This is a genomic window from Bacillus sp. GS3m_15504 (assembly GCF_055825275.1).
In genome coordinates, this window is sequence record NZ_JBVVNL010000001.1 from 2741727 (window position 1) to 2760623 (window position 18897).

14 protein-coding genes are annotated in these 18897 nt (G+C 31.4%); 7 read left to right on the forward strand and 7 right to left on the reverse strand.

Annotated features, from left to right (window positions below; genetic code table 11):
* Positions 1 to 21: 21 nt before the first annotated feature.
* Positions 22 to 219: a helix-turn-helix transcriptional regulator gene (locus AC0L0O_RS14430; protein WP_473785840.1), complete on the reverse strand. Its 198-nt coding sequence runs from the start codon at positions 217 to 219 to the stop codon at positions 22 to 24.
* 173 nt (positions 220 to 392) lie between these two features.
* Between AC0L0O_RS14430 and AC0L0O_RS14435 the strand changes: the two genes are divergently transcribed.
* The gene (locus AC0L0O_RS14435; RefSeq protein WP_473785841.1) at positions 393 to 797 is read left to right on the forward strand and encodes a helix-turn-helix domain-containing protein; all 405 of its coding nucleotides are present in this window, start codon (positions 393 to 395) and stop codon (positions 795 to 797) included.
* A 126-nt stretch (positions 798 to 923) separates the two neighbouring features.
* Here the strand turns inward: AC0L0O_RS14435 and AC0L0O_RS14440 are convergent, their stop codons facing one another.
* Positions 924 to 6638 carry a P-loop domain-containing protein gene (locus tag AC0L0O_RS14440; RefSeq protein WP_473785842.1) on the reverse strand — a complete coding sequence of 1905 codons (5715 nt, stop codon included), beginning with the start codon at positions 6636 to 6638 and terminating at the stop codon, positions 924 to 926.
* A gap of 546 nt (positions 6639 to 7184) precedes the next feature.
* Here AC0L0O_RS14440 and AC0L0O_RS14445 point away from each other — a divergent pair.
* Complete coding sequence (locus tag AC0L0O_RS14445) at positions 7185 to 7703, forward strand: ImmA/IrrE family metallo-endopeptidase (protein WP_473785843.1); 519 nt, start codon at positions 7185 to 7187, stop codon at positions 7701 to 7703.
* Positions 7704 to 7723: 20 nt separating this feature from the next.
* Positions 7724 to 8860 (forward strand): site-specific integrase, encoded by a 1137-nt coding sequence (locus AC0L0O_RS14450; protein WP_473785844.1) that lies wholly within the window; start codon positions 7724 to 7726, stop codon positions 8858 to 8860.
* A gap of 241 nt (positions 8861 to 9101) precedes the next feature.
* Here the strand turns inward: AC0L0O_RS14450 and spoVS are convergent, their stop codons facing one another.
* Positions 9102 to 9374, reverse strand: coding sequence for a stage V sporulation protein SpoVS (gene spoVS, locus AC0L0O_RS14455; RefSeq protein ID WP_000427803.1), 273 nt, complete (start codon positions 9372 to 9374; stop codon positions 9102 to 9104).
* Positions 9375 to 9803: 429 nt separating this feature from the next.
* Positions 9804 to 11405, reverse strand: coding sequence for an esterase/lipase family protein (locus AC0L0O_RS14460; RefSeq protein ID WP_428888694.1), 1602 nt, complete (start codon positions 11403 to 11405; stop codon positions 9804 to 9806).
* Positions 11406 to 11955: 550 nt separating this feature from the next.
* On the opposite strand from AC0L0O_RS14460, the gene AC0L0O_RS14465 reads away from it, so the two are divergent.
* Positions 11956 to 12795, forward strand: a complete 840-nt coding sequence (locus AC0L0O_RS14465; RefSeq protein ID WP_000988909.1) for an arylamine N-acetyltransferase family protein — start codon at positions 11956 to 11958, stop codon at positions 12793 to 12795.
* A gap of 95 nt (positions 12796 to 12890) precedes the next feature.
* Here the strand turns inward: AC0L0O_RS14465 and AC0L0O_RS14470 are convergent, their stop codons facing one another.
* On the reverse strand, positions 12891 to 13100 hold the full coding sequence (locus AC0L0O_RS14470; RefSeq protein WP_000830253.1) for a hypothetical protein: 210 nt from the start codon (positions 13098 to 13100) through the stop codon (positions 12891 to 12893).
* Positions 13101 to 13315: 215 nt separating this feature from the next.
* Positions 13316 to 13468 carry an exosporium protein ExsG gene (exsG, locus tag AC0L0O_RS14475; RefSeq protein ID WP_000395678.1) on the reverse strand — a complete coding sequence of 51 codons (153 nt, stop codon included), beginning with the start codon at positions 13466 to 13468 and terminating at the stop codon, positions 13316 to 13318.
* A gap of 199 nt (positions 13469 to 13667) precedes the next feature.
* Between exsG and AC0L0O_RS14480 the strand changes: the two genes are divergently transcribed.
* On the forward strand, positions 13668 to 14624 hold the full coding sequence (locus tag AC0L0O_RS14480) for an excalibur calcium-binding domain-containing protein (protein ID WP_000996485.1): 957 nt from the start codon (positions 13668 to 13670) through the stop codon (positions 14622 to 14624).
* Between the two features lie 124 nt (positions 14625 to 14748).
* Here AC0L0O_RS14480 and AC0L0O_RS14485 read toward each other — a convergent pair whose 3' ends face one another.
* Positions 14749 to 15318 carry a hypothetical protein gene (locus AC0L0O_RS14485; RefSeq protein WP_000456975.1) on the reverse strand — a complete coding sequence of 190 codons (570 nt, stop codon included), beginning with the start codon at positions 15316 to 15318 and terminating at the stop codon, positions 14749 to 14751.
* Between the two features lie 277 nt (positions 15319 to 15595).
* Here AC0L0O_RS14485 and ric point away from each other — a divergent pair, with 277 nt between their 5' ends.
* Positions 15596 to 16288: an iron-sulfur cluster repair di-iron protein gene (gene ric / locus AC0L0O_RS14490; protein WP_428888693.1), complete on the forward strand. Its 693-nt coding sequence runs from the start codon at positions 15596 to 15598 to the stop codon at positions 16286 to 16288.
* Between the two features lie 210 nt (positions 16289 to 16498).
* On the forward strand, positions 16499 to 18895 hold the full coding sequence (gene nirB / locus AC0L0O_RS14495) for an NADPH-nitrite reductase large subunit (protein WP_428888692.1): 2397 nt from the start codon (positions 16499 to 16501) through the stop codon (positions 18893 to 18895).
* Positions 18896 to 18897: the final 2 nt, after the last annotated feature.

Sequence of the window (18897 nt, forward strand, 5' to 3'; positions counted from 1 at the left end):
CTACATCATAAATTGTTCCTTTTAGGAACAATGTTTTTCAAAAAAATTTATCCAACTAAAATTTAATACCCTCCCTAATTTTTGAGCTATTTCTACAGAAGGTGTTTTTTTCCCATTCTCAATATGAGTATAATAGCTCCTAGATATCTCACATTTATTTGCAATTTCCTTATGAGTATATCCTTCTCTACATCTAAATTCTTTTAACCAATCTCTCAATATAACTACCTCCTTTTTTTACTTATAAAACATCTTAATTAGATTATATGTTACTAAAGGGAACAAATCAATAAAAAAGTTACTTATAAGAACATTTTAACTAGTTACTATTAGTAACTCAAAAATTCGTTTATAATTAAAAATAAGACTTAAGTATAATGGTGGTGACTACTTTGAATACTTTTGGTCAAAAACTTAAGTATTTACGTGAAGAGAAAAAGAAAGAGAATGCTGCATGGACGCAAACATATGTAGCTAATCAACTAGGTGTTGCTCGTACTACATATACCGCATATGAAAATGATACTAAACAACCACCTATGGAAACTATTTTAAAAATAGCAAATCTTTTTTCTGTTACTACTGACTTTTTATTAGGAAGAGTATCAGAGTCTAATAAGATTGGGTCACCTAATCTAGATACTGTAATAAACGATTTAGATTTAGAGCTAGGCCTCTGGTTTAAAGATATTAAAGACGCTTCCCCTGAGAAACGTGAAGAATTAAAACGTTTTTGGGATTTTATTAAATTGAATGAAAAAAAATATAATACTAACGGAAATAAAAAAACACGCTAAGCGTGTTTTTTTACGATATAAAAACCATTTTTAAAAACTTCACCTCTCTAATATATGAATCCACTCACTGAAAGTCACATACCATTCTTCAATAAATAAATTCAAGGAGTACATTTTATCAAGCCTTTATATTTTATAACTCTTTTTTATTAGCTGCTTTTTTGGTGCTTTTCCAATTATTGAACAAAGTTTTTCAAAATAATCTTCTCTTATTACTAATTCATTCCCTTTTAAACAAGGTAATTCATAACTTGGAAACTCATCATTTCCTAAATAGGAAGTTTTCCAACTTTTTAACAACAAAACTACTTCCTCTTGCTCATTTACTGCACTTAATCCACAATTCATACTTTTAACTTTTAAACCCAATAGTTTTATAAATAATGGATTTAGCCATAGAATACGGTAATTTATAAAAGAGTCGCTAAACATATCCATACAAATTGGTTTTTCGTTATTTACACCTAAAATTTCTGGATACCCCCAAATATCTTTTGTATACAAATGACCAACAGGTAATGACAGCTTTTCTTCACAAAATACAATCCCTTGTAACACTTCATGAATTTCGAAAGAAGTGTAATTTCTTTTAACTAACTCTTCTTCCCAATAAGCTAATCGAACCCATTGTCTATCTGCATCCTTAATATAATTTTCAAAGATATCTTGTTGATATTGCTTCGGTCTTAGCATATTCTGAGGTCTAATAGATAATGTATTTTCATATGCTACTATAGTTTTAATATCTGGAGCAACACAACAATATAATTCTAACTCATCATAATCATCTAACAGCCCATTATTATCATACTCATACAATTCTTCATTTATTATAGAAATTATTATATCTTTCTCATAAATATTTGGAATTAATATTTTTTGTGATCGATTATAAAATAGCCTTCCTATTTCCTCCCCTAGTCCACCATATATTTTTTTATAAAATTGCGCTGTTATTTGACTTATATCTAATCCAGCTCTATCTATTTTTCCTACTTCGGTATGTTGGACCTTTAACATCTCTTTTTGCTTTTCTGTAGGTTTATAATTCACCTGAACTTGTGGTAATTTAGGTTTATTTTCTATATAGACTTCACAAATTTCTTCTAACAATATATTTATCATATAATTGGGAACTGGGTATATTTCTAATAGGGTACCCTTTAATTCCTCGCTACTATAATCATCCTGTTCCAAAATCAACTGCAAAATTAAAATAATTGAGATATTAGTAAACTTATCTTTATTAGAAAAAAACCACTTTAAAGGCTTTTGTAATTTCTGGATTTCTCGCTCCATTAAATAACTAATTCCACTAATAATGATTTTTTGTCGTACTAATTCTCCATGGTTCAATCTAGTAAGCACTATTGATTGTAATAACTCAGTATTATCCATTTCAAAATCATTTTGTAATATTTTATCCCAATTTAATTCTATTTTTTCAGGTAGTCGAAAACTAATAATATTGTATAGCTCTCCCCACATATTTTTTACCATTTCTTTATCGTAATTAATTTTTGTTAAAGCGTTAATTAGATATGAACCTATAGAATTATGATATCCCATCCTTTCTAAATGTTCATATATACATTCAAATAGGGTGTTTATAGTAATTTCTTTATCTAATTCGTAGGCTTCAGCAAAAACGTCAATATTTACGAACCGATTTAACCATCCATCTTCTTCTACACAAAATACACATGTTAACATATATGCTTTTAAATCATTTGATAAGAAAACTTCAAATGACTTTTTTAGATTTTTAATATGTTCATTTCGCCCTAAAAATCGCTCATTCCTACATATTAAAGTTTTTATTATATATTTGAGTTCATCGTCTTCATAAGCGTTTGAACTCAAGTAATATATAAATGCGTTCATATCTTCTTCAACTAATATATTTTTCTCAAAATATATTATAAATTCTTGTGTAGACATGTCAGAAAATCTTTTTCGATGTATAATTCCATTTTGTAAATAATTATTGTCCTCTTGTTTCTCAATAATACTATTTTTGATGATAAACCATCTTTCTAATTTTTCGCAATTGTAATTCAAACTTTTAGCAAGCCAGTACATTTTTGAAATGTTCTTCTTAGAAATATCCTTTAAATTTAAACTTTGAAAGTCAAATCTACTAATCAAATCTGAAAAAGAAATTCTTGCCATATGACTATAATCTAACTCATCAAGCTTATAAATTAAGTCAATATATAATTTAATGAATTCATCTGACATTTTATTAGGGAAGGTTCTAAGTAACAAACATTTTTCCGTGATTTGCGTTTCTGGAATTTTAGTTATTAAACCAATTAGCATTTTTTCAGTAATTCTATTAGGTGTGCTTTCTAATAATCGCGATCTAAAAAATAGCAATGCATTCTTATAGTCTAAATTCACAAACTTTTCATACCAGTAAATAGGATACCACCTTGTTTCCTTACCATTTGTATGAGATAGTACAGTGTTTACTAATGTGTTTATTTTATATATATACGTATTAGCTAAAGTAGAATCTAATGCATTTATTGAATCAAATGAATCTATTAACTGATCTAATGTTCTATCTTTATGGAATGTATAAGATGTAAGATATGTAATCGCTTTATTATATTCATGTTCTGCTTGTTCCGCTTGATTTATTTTTGAATATAAAATCGCTATTCTAAATGCATACTCTGCTAAATACGAATAAAATGCCTGATTTTCTTCTCCATCTTGATAATAATTTATTATTTCGATTACCTTTTCAATGTTTTCAGGTTTAATATTATTACAAAGTAATTCAATTAGTTTTTCGCTCGATAAAGGGCCTACTAAAGCCCCTTGCAATCTAGAAGAAGTTTTTATACTAACATTATTTAAAATATCAATTATGTAATTCCACGTTTCTTTTGTATTAATTAAATTTAATCCATCTTTAAATGTTTGATGGATTAAATCTGTTATATTGTGTAAATCTACAACCCTGGGTTCCCCTTTAAAGGGATTGGTATCTAGCTCAAGTAGATTAAAGTATTCTTTCACTTTTTCTTCTAAATTCTCTTTTGACCCACTAGTAGATTCATATTGTAACAATTTCAATTCTACAGTGAATATTAACCAATTAAAAAACCAATTCCTTCCTTTTAATTCTTCTATAAACTCCTTAATTTCATCAAATTCCTGTTTAATTATAGCTAAGTTAATTTGATTAAATAAATTTGTAACAACCTCAATTTCCTCTTCACGTAAACGCCTAATATCTAACACATCCTTGGAAATCCCAGAGTATTCCGCTGATTCTTGTGAAACACTAAATTTTCCCTCGTAATATTTTATGAATTTTTCCCAATTCAAATCGTTTAATTTTTGAATTTCATTTTTGAGATATTCTAAATCATGATGATTTATGTATTCCTGGACAAATTGTTCCTTGAATGCATTAAGCTCCGAATCGGATATAGAAAGCATTTCTTTTCTAATTAATTCATCGTTATTACTGTCAAAAATCCCTCTAATAAAATATTTATAATTTTCAATAGATATTGTATCATTTAAAAATAAATAGGCATCCCAATTAGGCATGACACCATTTTCCGAACAAATATAACATCCTTTTAATCCTATTTCTTGACTAAATACAGGTTTATCTTCATAAACTAAACAACTTTTTAATTGTTCGAATCCATGAACATGTCCCAATGCTTGAAAATATAATCCATAATTTGCTTCCACCTCACTTATCGTAGAAGCAAGTTGATTACCCATCTCAGATAATAAAACAACTTTCTCAAAATCCATTTGAATAGTAACTGCTTTTAAGAAAATTTTATAATTCCCTTCAACTAACTTTTTAGGATAGCCATAATAATAACTATCCACCACAAATGAACGTTCCAATAAAGATATAATTTTGGTTGTTTCTCCTACTTCTAACAAAACAGGTAAATAATATCGATACGCCTTAGGATGACGCAAAAATCCTTTCTCTTCAAACCATTCAATTAAATCTCGATAGATTATCTTTTTAACCATAACTCCTTGAGCTCTTAATCTCTCTATAATATGCCTTCTAAAACTTTCATGATAAATAATTACTCCACCAGAGGCTAAGTTATGTCTTAATACTGGTCTAAGTACACTAATAACTTTCTCTACATACTCTCCTAAACCTGTGATTTCTTTTAATTCCGTCATACTAATACTAAAATTAGCACCACAAAGAACATTTACTACCAGCATGTCTTCTAACTCATTTAATAAATATTTATAGTACTCATCCAAATTATCAGAATATGGCGGCAATAAATCAATTTTTTCTTTAACTATAAATTCTTCTTTTTTTATTTCCTCTAATAAATATGTTAGATATAATGGGTTTCCGTTACTCTTAGCTAATAACATTTGTGATAAAAATTCAGTTTCTAGTTTTATATTTTCAACATTATATTTTCCCATCAAAATTTTGATTTGCTCATTATCCCAATTTTCCAACTCTTTTATACTGTACCCATTTTCTACAAGTAGAGATTCTTCTTGAATTGGTTGTGTTGAGATGATAACCTTTATATTACTTGGAATTTCTAAAGTTGCAAAATCTTCCACTATAGAAATTTCGGACCTATTTAACTTTTCACTATTCAACATATAAATTCTCTCTATATGATCTAGACCATCAATAAATATCACACATTCTTCTTGAATTTGATTTAACAAATATTCAAGTTCGCTTTTATCCACACCATATTTTGTGGGTTTGTCCTGTTTCAATTCCGGAAACCTGTTAAGAATATCTGCTATTAGATTCCCATATAATGAACTAGTTTTTATTCTTTTATAATCCTCCTCATCTCCTAATTGTGTATAACAGTAATGCTTTACTGTCATATATCCTTTACCCTCTAAATATTCGGAGATGTTTTCCACAAACCAAGATTTGCCGGAACCTGGATTACCATATACAACTAATTTGTTCGAGTCATTTAATTTTTCAATGTATTCATTGAACACATTTTCTGTTTTTACATTTTTATTTTGGTCAATTTTTATAAATTGATTTATGCTACCATAATCCGTTACTAAATTAAGATAACTGATTATATAATTCGTTCTAATTTTCTCGTCTCTAGATTTTGCCCTTACGGATTTAACCAAATGCGCTAATTTTAATATTGCCTCATTTATATTTATATTATTGTTAGGATATTTTCCAATTCCTAATTTTTCAACAAGAAGTGCTACCTGTTTTTCTAATTGACCCGGCCTCTCTATATCTAAACTAGCCTTTGGGAAATTAACTTCAATAATTAAGCTATTACAAAATTCCCTAAATTCTTCTCTATCTATTTTTTCAGATTCTGTACGTAACCTTTGCCATGAGACTAACGGTCTACCTCCAACTGGCCATAATTTATTGACGTCAACTTGATATATTTTTGTATCCTCAAAAGTTTTATTTAAACTATTATTTTCAAATATAACATCCTGAATCTTATCATCTTCAATAGGAGGATTCCAAGCCAAACAAAGCCTATACTCCAAATTTTTACCCTCTAAGATTTTATTCGTTTCTTTCCAGGAATTAAACAATAAATCTAATGGAATCTTATGATTTCCTTTGGCTGCTAAATCCGTTTTGGACAAAGTATAACTTACATCTTCATTGCTATATTTGACTTGCATCTGTTCTATCATGTTCTCTTTAAGAATTCTTAAGTCATCAAATTTATCTTCCTCAAATATCTTTTCATCTATTTTGAATTCTGCCTTATTTTCATTAATAAGCTCTCTTAAAATACAATAAATAGTTAATAAATCTTGGTACTCATATCCCTCGTGTGCGTTATGTAATGCCATAATTATTACCTCCTGCTTTAAACTCTCCTAATTCATAAATAATTACTTTTTGCTTTCCATAGTGTATTAATTAAATTGCGGTATAGTTTAATATGCGCTGTAAAAGCACATCATTCCTCATTTCTATTATTCCAAACATATGATGGACTATCATTCATAAATTGGTAGATAGATTACCCAACATGAGACTAACATAAAAACAAAAGCAATCTTTTATGTCACAATAGCTAACCTTTAAATTTTCACCATGGTTTTAAAATTAATATTCTTCTATATTTCAACATTTAATTTTACAAAAATACGAAAACTACAGAATAATTTTCCATATATATTTTATCTTATTTTCTTAGGCATAGACAGTTATTATTATATGTGTTAATTAATATTTCCCTTTTCTATCTAAAGCTTCATTTTCAGCCACTTACAATTAATCTCTTTATATGTTTCTTAAACTTCTATACTTCTTTCTTTATCCAGCCTTCCATTTTTTTTATTTTTGTCATATTATAAGAACGTACGTTCTTATAATATGAATGGAGTGAAAATATGTTTCAATCGCAACCCTACTACACAACACAACTTGAAGACTATATCCAGCACTTGTACCAATCCATATCTATTATTGTTCCTGAACAAATAGATATGATAGAGATTGCGAAAAAGCTAAACATTTGGCTGTACTTTGCTCCGTTTGGAAGTCATGCAATGGAAAGAAATCAAATAGCTAACTTAGTTATTGATAATCGTATCTCTCAGCAAGAACAATGGGAGGATTTTGGCCATGAGACTTGTCATATCCTATTTCATTCAGGTAATCAACTATTAATGCATCAAATGTTTCTAAATTATCAAGAAGCAAAGGCTAAAAACTTCGCACAACAATTTTGTGTACCTACTTTTATGTTACGAAAGCTTCCTCCCCTACAGTTAAAAGCATATATAATCTCAGAAAAGTTTAATGTAACAACACAGTTTGCTGAAAAAAGGCTTTTACATTATGAAAATCAATTATTAGCAAGTAAATTACAGAATCAAATATCACAATACTGTAATTTTCAAAAATAAAGATACAGGAGGTGTTGAATATGAAAGGAAGTTTTCGTAAACGTGGAAATACGTGGTCTTTTACAATAGATATCGGTATAGATCCGGCAACAGGAAAACGCCAGCAAAAAAGTAAAAGTGGATTTAGAACAAAAAAGGAAGCCCAAAATGCTGCTGCAACGATGATTACGGAGATAGAGAAAGGCATATATTTTGATGACAAACAATTAACTGTTTTAGATGTATGGGAAAAACTAAAACCTCTTCGAAAAGCTGAATTAAAAATTACATCTTATGAAAAAGACATGAGCTTAATTAGACTCTATATCCTTCCCCCTTTTGGTTATAAAAAAATTAAAAGTATTAAACCTGTAATGATTCAAAGCTACTATGCTGAACTTAAGGAAAAAGGACTATCAAATGGTACAATCAGCAATATCCACCGCTGCCTAAGATGCATTTTCAAACACGCTGTAGAATGGGAAATCATACATGATAATATAATGAATAAGGTTAAAAAACCACGTGAAGAGCAAGGTGAGATGAAAACATGGTCGAGCGAAGAATGTAATCGATTCCTCCAGTATCTAAAAGAAAAAAATATTAAGTATCATATGTTCTTCTTACTTGCAATCTATACAGGTATGAGACGCGGGGAATTACTTGCACTAACATGGAAAGATATTGACTTTGATAATAATCGTATCCTGGTTAATAAATCACTTGTAAAAACAGAAAAAGGACTATTTAAAGCTGCTACAAAAACTAAGTCTTCAAATAGAAGCATTAGTATCTCTTCTTTTGTTATAGAAAAGTTACAATCCTACTACTCCTATAAAAAGAAAGAATTTTTCCGCTGGGGTATACATTTGAATGAAGAGGCGTTTATTTTCACCGGCAATACGATACATTCGCCCTTACATATAGATGCTCCTTATCGCTTTTTGAATGATCACTATAAAAAAGCTGGTGTTCCTCGGATTCGTATACACGACTTACGACATACTCACGCTACACTCATGCTTCAGGCTGGAGAACACCCTAAAATCGTACAAGATCGCTTAGGACACTCATCTATTCAAATGACTTTAGACAAGTATAGTCATATCACACAGAACATGCAGCAACAAGCAGCGGAAAACTTCGAGAGCATAATAAAATCTAATGAAAACACCTGATAACAAATGAAAAGATTTAATGTGAGCAAAATGTGAGCATCGAGGGAAATCACCACTTAAAAACCTTGATATAATAAGGTTTCCCATACTATATCGTTGAATCTTGGGAGAAGAATGAGCCGTTTTAAGGTTATTCATTTCCTTTAAAATAAAAAAAGTGTCACAAATACCTGATTTATAGCATTTGTGACACTTTTTTGTTTGTTATATTAAATGTCATTTCAATAGTAAATTACTGCAGTTACCTTTTCTTTCTAGGACCTATAATTAATTTAATCGCCGTTCTTTCTTGATCATTAATAGTAACCTCTTGAAATGCTGGAACAAAGGCTAAGTCAATACCACCTGGAGCAACAAATCCTCTTGCGATTGCAATTGCTTTAATCGCTTGGTTTAATGAACCCGCTCCAATCGCTTGAATTTCTACATTTCCACTTGTTCTTAGTACACCTGCTATTGCACCTGCGACCGAATTGGGGCTTGATTTTGAAGATACCTTTAATATATTTTCCATGTAAGTTGCTCCCTCTATTATTTAATTACTCTTTTGTTACCGTATAAAATATTTCAACGTATCTTTAACTACTATTCACACCAAAAGCAAACAATACTACATATGTACATTCATTCGATACTTTTTCTCTTCTTCCTGCCGTGCTACGTAAATAAAGGTCAACGACTCCAAACCTTATATATACAAATATTCAAAAGACATAAATTCACTTAAATAATCACATCATTGTAACTGAAGATACTCGTTTTACTTTTGCAGGTGCAATTACAATATAAAAAGCATTCCTGCTACATTCCAAGAATTCTCTACCAAATACTTAACCTTTGTGCCTTCAAAAATTCCCTTTGTACCTTTTTGTTAATCTAATAAACATGAAAAAGCACCGAACTTTACTACTACAAAAATTCGGTACTTTTTTCTCATTCTTTCTTATTTCTCCACATAAACCGACTTAACGATTGTACGATTATATGGTTGTCCTTCTTTATTCATCCCTTTTATATCCATCGTAACGTTATATACTCCTGGTTGCTTTATGTCCTTCAAAGCACCAGTAAATGTATTGTTATTCACATTTTGTAATTCATTATATTCAGAGACTAGTTTCCCTTCTTTATTCACGACTCTTACTGTTAGGGAAAGATTTCCTTTCATTTCAGGTGCCACAGGTGATTTTTTCAGTTTATACTCAGATTTATTTGCTTTTACTTTTGTAGGCATTTGAAGAACAAATGGTGCGCCAGTTTTGTAATCGCTTACAACTAAATATGCATCTTTCGACTGCTTCGCCATCATTTTAACTTTCCATTCTCCTACATCCATTTTATCAAATTTAAATGTTTTAATTGTCGCGCCACCAAAGAAAGATTCATCTTCACCAGTAGTTATAACACTATCCTTATTTGTATACACTTTTCCTTTTGGTGATATCATTTGTACTTCTACATCCGACGAAGCAGTTAATATAGAAACAATTCCTTCTGCCTTTTTATCAACCGCAACAGTTTGCTCTATCCACTGATTTTGTGGCAATTCTCCGCCTAAAATGTTTTGGTTTGAAGTTGTATTTAATGGTTCTATGTTTTCATTTGAACTAGTGCTGGATGCTACTAAATCTGGTACGGCTACATTTGACGTACGTAAATATGGTTCAATTCGTGAGAACACAGCAGATCCTTTTCGTATATTATCATGATCAAATCTAGAATCTGTAAATAAATGCGTTCCATACGGCAGCTTAGCACTCCACTCATTTACTAGTCCATCATTTGAACCGTATGATGACAAATATAATCCACCCATTGATAACGCCGAAAATACAGGGCCCCAGCTAGTCCCAGTAACTGTATAATAACGGTTTAATTTAGCTGCTGGATTATTATCAATCGTTGAACGAAATTTTGCCATTTCGCCCATTTGTAATGAATACGTACCATCATCTTTTTGACCTAATATAGAAGCAAGCCATCCTGCCCACCAACTATATGATAAATCCGCTAAGTTTGATCCATGATGTGGCGTCGCAAGTGTAATAACATTTCCGACAAATCGATTTGCCCCATATCCTACTAATGCAGCTTGTGTATCGATACCACCTTTACTATGTGCTACAATATTAACTTTTTTACCGAAATGATTATATATTTCTTCTAATTTTTGTGCTAACAATTTTCCGTTATCCCACTGACTAGCTGATCCTTTCCCAGCAGCATCATATAATTGTATAAATACTGTTTGATAGCCTGCTTTCAAAGCATAGTCATACATATCATTTATATCGTGATACACTGTCTTTCCATACCAACTATCAGCATTCCCATTCCTTCCTTGCACAAAGAGAATTGGAGGCTTACTTTCATCATAATTAGCAGGTTTTTGACCTAAAAACCATTCTCCAGGTGTAAAGACTTCTTGATCTGGAAAGCCTGTTTTAAGCTCTTTTACAACGTCTGCTCGCACATTTGTGCTAATCATTGGAACCATGATAAAAAATACAATTAGTAAGACAACACATCTTCTCATCAATCGCATGTTACTCCCCCCACTTTTTTTTGAAAGAAGGTGCTCGTTGTAATATTTTTTATCTTCTCTCTTAATACTAAATAATCTTTGTACTTAAACAAGATCCTGTCCCTATTCTTAAGAGATTACTAGTCCCCCTTCTTCCTTAACACACGTTATTCTCTTTGTTTCTATCTCTTCCTTTTGAGTGAATGCTACAAAAAAGTTTCTCAACAATTGTTAACTTTACTGAATCTAATATCCCCCAATTATTATTGTTTATATAAAGCATACAAATCTTGAAAAAACTTTAGTAAAAAAACACTTTATTACCAGCTAGTTATAAAAAAAGTTAATGAATATATGTGCTTTTATTTAATTAAATACAAACTAAACAAAATAGAAGCTAATATTGTAAGACTTTCCTATCATTAAATATTAAACTGAATTTTATGAATAGATACTAATATTTCCAGAAACATATATTATGATAATTTTCGCAGACTTGAATTAAACTTTCAGAAGTACTAACCTATCGGTGAGCAGAAGATAATTCTGTAAAAAGAAAGGAGAATGCTTTATGATGACCAATTTACAAAAGGAGTTTTTTAAACGACTAAAAATTCCTGCAAAAGAAATAACATTTAATGATTTAGATGAAATTCTCTTAAACATGGGAATGATTCTCCCCTATGAAAATCTTGATATTATGGCTGGCACTATTAAAAACATCTCAAAAAATAACTTAGTAGAAAAGTTACTTATTCAAAAACGAGGCGGTCTTTGTTATGAATTAAACTCCTTACTATATTACTTTTTAATGGATTGTGGATTTCAAGTATATAAAGTAGCCGGTACTGTTTATGACCTTTACGATAATAAATGGAAACCTGATGATGGTCATGTCATTATCATATTACATCATAATAAAAAAGATTATGTTATAGATGCCGGTTTTGCCTCTCACCTACCTTTACATCCAGTCCCTTTTAGCGGAGAAGTCATATCTTCTCAAACGGGTGAATATCGAATTCGCAAACGAACTACTCAAAAAGGTACACACATTTTAGAAATGAGAAAAGGAGCTAACGGGGAATCTACAAATTTTTTACAATCTGAACCTTCAGATGAATGGAAAATAGGCTATGCCTTCACTTTAGATCCAATAGATGAGCAAAAGGTGAATAACATTCAAAAAGTCATTGTAGAACATAAAGAATCTCCTTTTAATAAAGGAGCTATCACTTGTAAATTAACTAATTATGGTCACATATCATTAACAAATAAAAATTATACAGAAACCTTTAAAGGCACCAAAAATAAACGTCCAATAGAATCAAAAGATTATGCTCGCATTCTTCGTGAATCTTTTGGAATAACACAAGTGAAATATGTAGGAAAAACACTAGAAAGAGGTTAGTTGACTAAAAGTATTTCATAATAAAGCAGATTCCATATTTAGAATCTGCTTTATTTTATATTTTGTTATAAAGAAATTTGTTTTGCTCTTATCCTTTAATTTTCAATGATATACTCATCATCATATTTATCGTATTGGAGCCCTGACCCTATTTTTGATTCCGTAACTTGATCTCTTAAAAACGGTGCAGCTTCCATTTTGCTAGTTGCAATTTCAATTCCATATTTTTTCGTTAAATGGGCCAATTCAATTAAAAACCACTCTCTTCGTAATGTGACTGGAATATCAAATGTTCTTCTTTTCATATATAATAGCACCTCTTTTATTTTCATAGCTAAAAAAATATCACTGAATGTACTATTTAAAACTACCTTTTATCACAAACATCCAATGAAACATTATAGTATATGCATGTCCATTTTAAACGTGCTATTACAAAAAGAATACTTTAGTTTACATAAAATAATTATGTATTAGTAGAAAGAGGCTTGTCCTCCTCTTTCTACTCTAGAGATTTAAATTAAGAACATCTTGGTACACCTAAAGCTAAGAATAAACCTGCTACTCCCGCTGTAATTGGTACTTTCAATGTAATAACATCGTCTACTTTCGTTACTAAAAAGAAAGCATTACCTTCTTGTAATATACAAGTCACCAACAATTGGAATTCCATTCAAATCTCCTCCTTTCAATCCGTATATTATACTTTATGGATTTTATTCAAAAATGTAATAGGAAATACATCCATTTTCTCCTATATTCGAATAAATGTTTATCAGTCTATTAGAACTACTAATTTTATATAAATCGTGTAATACCCAATAAATTCCTATATAATTAGCAATGAAAATCTTACAAATGGAGGTATAGAAATGGCGATTTTGAGTAATATTGGTACAGCTTTATTTTTAATTGCTTTTATTCTTTTAATTCTATGTATCATTTCATTCTTTAAAAAAAATGGAAAAGCAAAACAGTATGGTCGTCCTGCCGTTATTCTTTTTATGATTTCGATTGTATTAATAATAACTAGTGCTGAGACTGCTAATAACCCAATTGTTGAATTTTTTTCTATTTTAAGTTTTGTTTTATTTGTTTTCTTCCTCGTACTAGCAATCTTATCTGTAATTAAAAAGACAGGTGTAGCAAAAAAACAATTTATTATCAGTGCTATTTTATTTGTTATTTTTGGTGCGTTATCAAGTATTTCAAACCCTACTTCTGAAAAAACGACAGCAACTAGTAAACAAGTTGCATCTAACAATGCAGAACAAAAAGATAGCGAGAAGAAAAAAGAACTAGAAAAGAAAGAAGCGGACGAAAAAGCTCAAAAGCAAGAAGATGAGAAACGTCAAGCCGATGAACAAGCTCGTAAGCAAGAGGATGAAAAACGCCAGGCTGATGAACAAGCTCGTAAACAACAAGAAGAACAAAAACGTCTTGCTGATGAACAAACTCGTAAACAACAAGAGGAACAAAAACGCCAGGCTGATGAACAGGCTCGTAAACAACAAGAAGAACAAAAACGCCAGGCTGATGAACAAGCTCGTAAACAACAAGAAGAGCAAAAACGCCAGGCTGATGAACAAGCTCGTAAACAACAAGAAGAGCAAAAACGTCTGGCTGATGAACAAGCTCGCAAACAACAAGAGGAACAGAAAAAATCACAGCAAACTCAAACACAACCTGCTTCAGGAAATACTAGTAGTGCATATTACAAAAATTGTGCCGCAGTTAGAGCTGCCGGGAAAGCTCCTCTATATAAAGGACAACCAGGTTATGACTCACATCTTGATCGTGATGGCGATGGAGTTGCATGTGAAAAATAGTAGTAAAAAAGAAGCTTCTAGTAAGCTTCTTTTTTACTGTTACATATAAGATCTAATTACTCTTCCATTCTTTTAAGTCAAATATCAATTCAAAATGGCATCTTATTTTTGAATGCTTGTAACATTAATCAGTAACTGGATCAATACTCCAATTTATGATTTCAATATGTTTCACCTCCACTTTCCCTTTGACAAGAACATGTGGAATTAAGTGAAACATCCCGAATCTCCTACCATTTTTGTATTCATCTCTATAATATTCTCTTGTGTAGGTATTTAATTGCTTTAATTCTTTATATTCATTAAAATTGATGAATTCTATTTCACATTCTTTTAATTCGCTATTTGGTCCACCCCAATTGTGCTTTGAGTACTTGTATATTGCCATACACTGACCCTTCAGTGCGCTAATAGGAATTTTATAAAATAGCTTATTTGTATGGATGTTTACTCCTATTTCCAATAATGCTTTATAAATCTCATAAGGATGCAGTGGTAAAAAATGCACAACATCATTCCATAAACATTCTAGTTTCGGTATTTTACGTGTTAATAAGTTCTCTCTTTGAGGATGGTCTTTATATTTTTGTATGTAATCACCGTATAAACTAGGATATAATCTTTTCAACTCATTTAATGGGATTAAATATTCTCCTTTTAGTTTTTCTGGTACCATATGATAAACATATTCCATAAAAACCTCCTATAAAAGATATACTTCTAACTACTCAAAAGCGAACTTAGATTGATAGAATATAAATTTGTATACTATCTAAATCATAATAATTCCCTGTGGATAATTTCCTACTCAAAAAATTCTTCGCCATCTGCTCTATAATGTCCTCTGTTAAATACCATACCTATTATTCTCAAAACTGACACATAATAAGTGATTTCAATCACCACATTGTTTTTCATTTATGACTATTCTTAATTTAGATATTACATTTAAACTTTATGGAGGCATTCATATGGAACATACATTTACTGAAACTTCTATTGTCGGTGAGATTGTTACACAATTTCCAAAAGCTAGTGATCTTTTTAAATCCTATAGAATAGATTTTTGTTGTGGCGGTAATAAGCCACTTATTGATGCAATTCATGAAAGAAATTTATCAGCTACTGAAGTAATTACAGAGTTAAATACGCTTTATCATAATACGAAACGATTAAATGAATCTGAAATTGATTGGAAAAATGCTTCTTATCGTGAATTGATTGATTATGTGATTCATAAGCATCATCGTTATTTAAATGAAGAGTTACCACAGTTAAGTCCTTATGTGACGAAAGTATTACGTGTTCATGGAGCAAATCAGCCGCATTTAGCTAAAATTCATAAGCTATTTCATGAACTTAAAATGGAATTAGAACAGCATTTAATTAAAGAAGAAACAGAAGATTTCCCATTAATTTTAGAATTTGAAAAAAATCCAACTGATGAAAACTATGCAAAGTTACGTAAAGTAGTAGATGAACTAGAAAATGAACATAACCACGCTGGCAACATTATTAAAGAGCTTCGTAAAGTTACAAATGACTTTACTCCCCCAGAAGGAGCTTGCGGCACTTATCGCCTTGAAGCGTTAGAGTCTGATTTATTTGAGCACATTCATTTAGAAAATAATATTTTATTTCCACGTGCCATTACGAGAGCGTAAATAAAGTGCAGGACATAAGTATACATACTGATGTCCTGCTTTTTCATTTCACAAAAAATATACATATCCTCCCTCACACAAATCCGAATTTTAACAATTTGTGAATCATTTCAAAAGTGTGATAAATATCACATCTCCCCCTTTTTTGATTTTCTATAATAGAAATATAATCCTTTGCTCAATACTTCACATAAAAAAGGGGAAACGAAAATGAAAAAACGTTTAGTTATGATCGGAAATGGTATGGCTGGCATACGTTGTATGGAAGAAATATTAAAACATGATTGTGATTCATATGAGATTACTATTTTTGGAGATGAACCACACCCAAACTATAATCGCATTATGCTCTCTCATGTTTTACAAGGTAAAACAAATATACAAGATATCATTATGAATGAATACAGTTGGTATGAAGAAAACGAAATAACTTTGTATACAAATGAAAGAGTTCAAAGTATTGACCGAGAAGAAAAAGTTATTATGACAGAAAAGAATCGTACTCTTACATATGACAAGCTTATTATTGCAACAGGTTCTAGTGCTTTTATTTTACCTGTTGAAGGTTCCACTCTTCCTGGTGTAACAGGTTTTCGAACCATTGAAGATACACAGTTTATGATGGATACTGCTAAAGAAAAGAAAAAGGCCGTTGTCATTGGTGGTGGATTACTTGGTTTAGAAGCAGCACGAGGTCTTATTGACTTAGGAATGGACGTACATGTTGTTCATTTAATGCCTAACTTAATGGAGCAACAACTAGATACGAAAGCCGCTTCTCTACTGCGTGAAGATTTAGAAGCACAAGGCATGAAGTTTCTCATGGAAAAGAAAACTGTAAAAATTCTTGGTACAAACCATGTTGAGGGCATTCAATTTGAAGATGGTGAAGTTGTAGATTGTGATTTAATCGTAATGGCTGTCGGAATCCGACCAAATACGCAAATAGCAAGAGATGCTGGTTTAATTGTCAATCGCGGCATTGTAGTCAATGACTATATGCTAACAAATGATGAGTCCATTTATGCAGTTGGCGAATGTGCAGAACATGACGGTATCGCATATGGACTTGTTGCCCCTCTTTATGAACAAGGTGCAATATTAGCGAAACATATATCGAATTTACAAACTGATGGATATTCGGGCAGTATCGTCGGTACGCAATTAAAAGTTGCTGGTTGTGATTTATTCTCTGCAGGCCAAATTTATGAAGATGATCAAACGAAAGCAATATCCATCTTTAATGAATGCAAACGTTCCTATAAAAAAGTATTAATTCGTGACAATAAAGTCGTCGGTATCGTTTTATATGGTGACACAGCTGATGGTACACGCCTCTTTAGCATGTTAAAGAAAGAAGAAGATATACAAGAATATACACCAGCGTCCATTCTTCACAAAGCTGGTGAAGAAAGTGAACTTGATGTTGCTACAATGAGTGCGGATGACACGATTTGTGGATGTAATGGTGTTACGAAAGGAACAATCGTTCATGCCATTTTAGAACAAGAGTTAACGACTTTTGAAGAAGTTAAAGGCTGTACGAAAGCCGCAGGGTCTTGTGGTAAATGTCGTCCGCTTGTAGAACAAGTTTTATCTCATACACTCGGAGATGCTTTTGATGCCTCAGCCCAGTCTGCTGGTATGTGCGGATGTACACCTTTATCACGTGATGAAGTCGTAGCGGCAATTCATGAAAAAGGCTTAAAATCACCAAAAGAAGTACGAAATGTTCTTGGTTTTGTACATGAAGATGGCTGTTCAAAATGTCGTCCTGCTTTGAACTACTATTTACGTATGGCGATTCCAGAAGAATATGAAGATGATAAAGCCTCCCGTTTCGTTAATGAAAGAATGAATGGTAACATCCAGCACGATGGTACATTCTCTGTTATTCCACGTATGTACGGAGGCGTTACAACAGCAGATGATTTAATGAAAATTGCTGAAGTTGCGAAAAAGTATGATGTTCCACTTGTGAAAATTACCGGTGCAAGTCGAATTGGCTTATACGGTGTTAAGAAACAAGATTTACCTAACGTATGGGCTGACTTAAATATGACTTCTGGATATGCGTATTCAAAATCTCTTCGTAATGTAAAATCATGTGTTGGCTCTCGTTTCTGCCGTTTCGGTACGAAAGATTCATTAGGACTTGGTATGCTCCTTGAACAATCATTAGAAATGGTAGATACACCTCATAAAATGAAGATGGGTGTAACGGGCTGTCCGCGTAACTGTGCGGAAGTACTTACGAAAGATTTTGGCGTTGTTTGTGTCGAAAATGGATACCAACTTTATATTGGTGGAAATGGTGGTACAGAAGTACGTGAAGCTGATTTTGTAATGATTGTCCCTACTGAAGATGATGTTCTTCACATCGCTACAGCTTACATGCAATATTATCGTGAAACTGGTATTTACGGAGAGCGTACTGCCTACTGGACAGAACGATTAGGCTTCGATCACATAAAAGAAATACTGCAAGATGCAAATATGGTCACTAAGTTAAATGAACGTTTCCAAACGGCCCGTGGCACATATAAAGAAGCTTGGGGACAAGCACAATCATTAAAAGCGATGTATGAAGTAGAAACTGTGAAATAAGG

Coding starts and splice junctions, on each gene's coding strand:
- AC0L0O_RS14440 (WP_473785842.1), bottom strand. CDS start 6,638: ATGGCATTACATAACGCACACGAGGGATATGAGTACCAAGATTTATTA.
- AC0L0O_RS14445 (WP_473785843.1), top strand. CDS start 7,185: ATGTTTCAATCGCAACCCTACTACACAACACAACTTGAAGACTATATC.
- AC0L0O_RS14450 (WP_473785844.1), top strand. CDS start 7,724: ATGAAAGGAAGTTTTCGTAAACGTGGAAATACGTGGTCTTTTACAATA.
- spoVS (WP_000427803.1), bottom strand. CDS start 9,374: ATGGAAAATATATTAAAGGTATCTTCAAAATCAAGCCCCAATTCGGTC.
- AC0L0O_RS14460 (WP_428888694.1), bottom strand. CDS start 11,405: ATGCGATTGATGAGAAGATGTGTTGTCTTACTAATTGTATTTTTTATC.
- AC0L0O_RS14465 (WP_000988909.1), top strand. CDS start 11,956: ATGATGACCAATTTACAAAAGGAGTTTTTTAAACGACTAAAAATTCCT.
- AC0L0O_RS14470 (WP_000830253.1), bottom strand. CDS start 13,100: ATGAAAAGAAGAACATTTGATATTCCAGTCACATTACGAAGAGAGTGG.
- exsG (WP_000395678.1), bottom strand. CDS start 13,468: ATGGAATTCCAATTGTTGGTGACTTGTATATTACAAGAAGGTAATGCT.
- AC0L0O_RS14480 (WP_000996485.1), top strand. CDS start 13,668: ATGGCGATTTTGAGTAATATTGGTACAGCTTTATTTTTAATTGCTTTT.
- AC0L0O_RS14485 (WP_000456975.1), bottom strand. CDS start 15,318: ATGGAATATGTTTATCATATGGTACCAGAAAAACTAAAAGGAGAATAT.
- ric (WP_428888693.1), top strand. CDS start 15,596: ATGGAACATACATTTACTGAAACTTCTATTGTCGGTGAGATTGTTACA.
- nirB (WP_428888692.1), top strand. CDS start 16,499: ATGAAAAAACGTTTAGTTATGATCGGAAATGGTATGGCTGGCATACGT.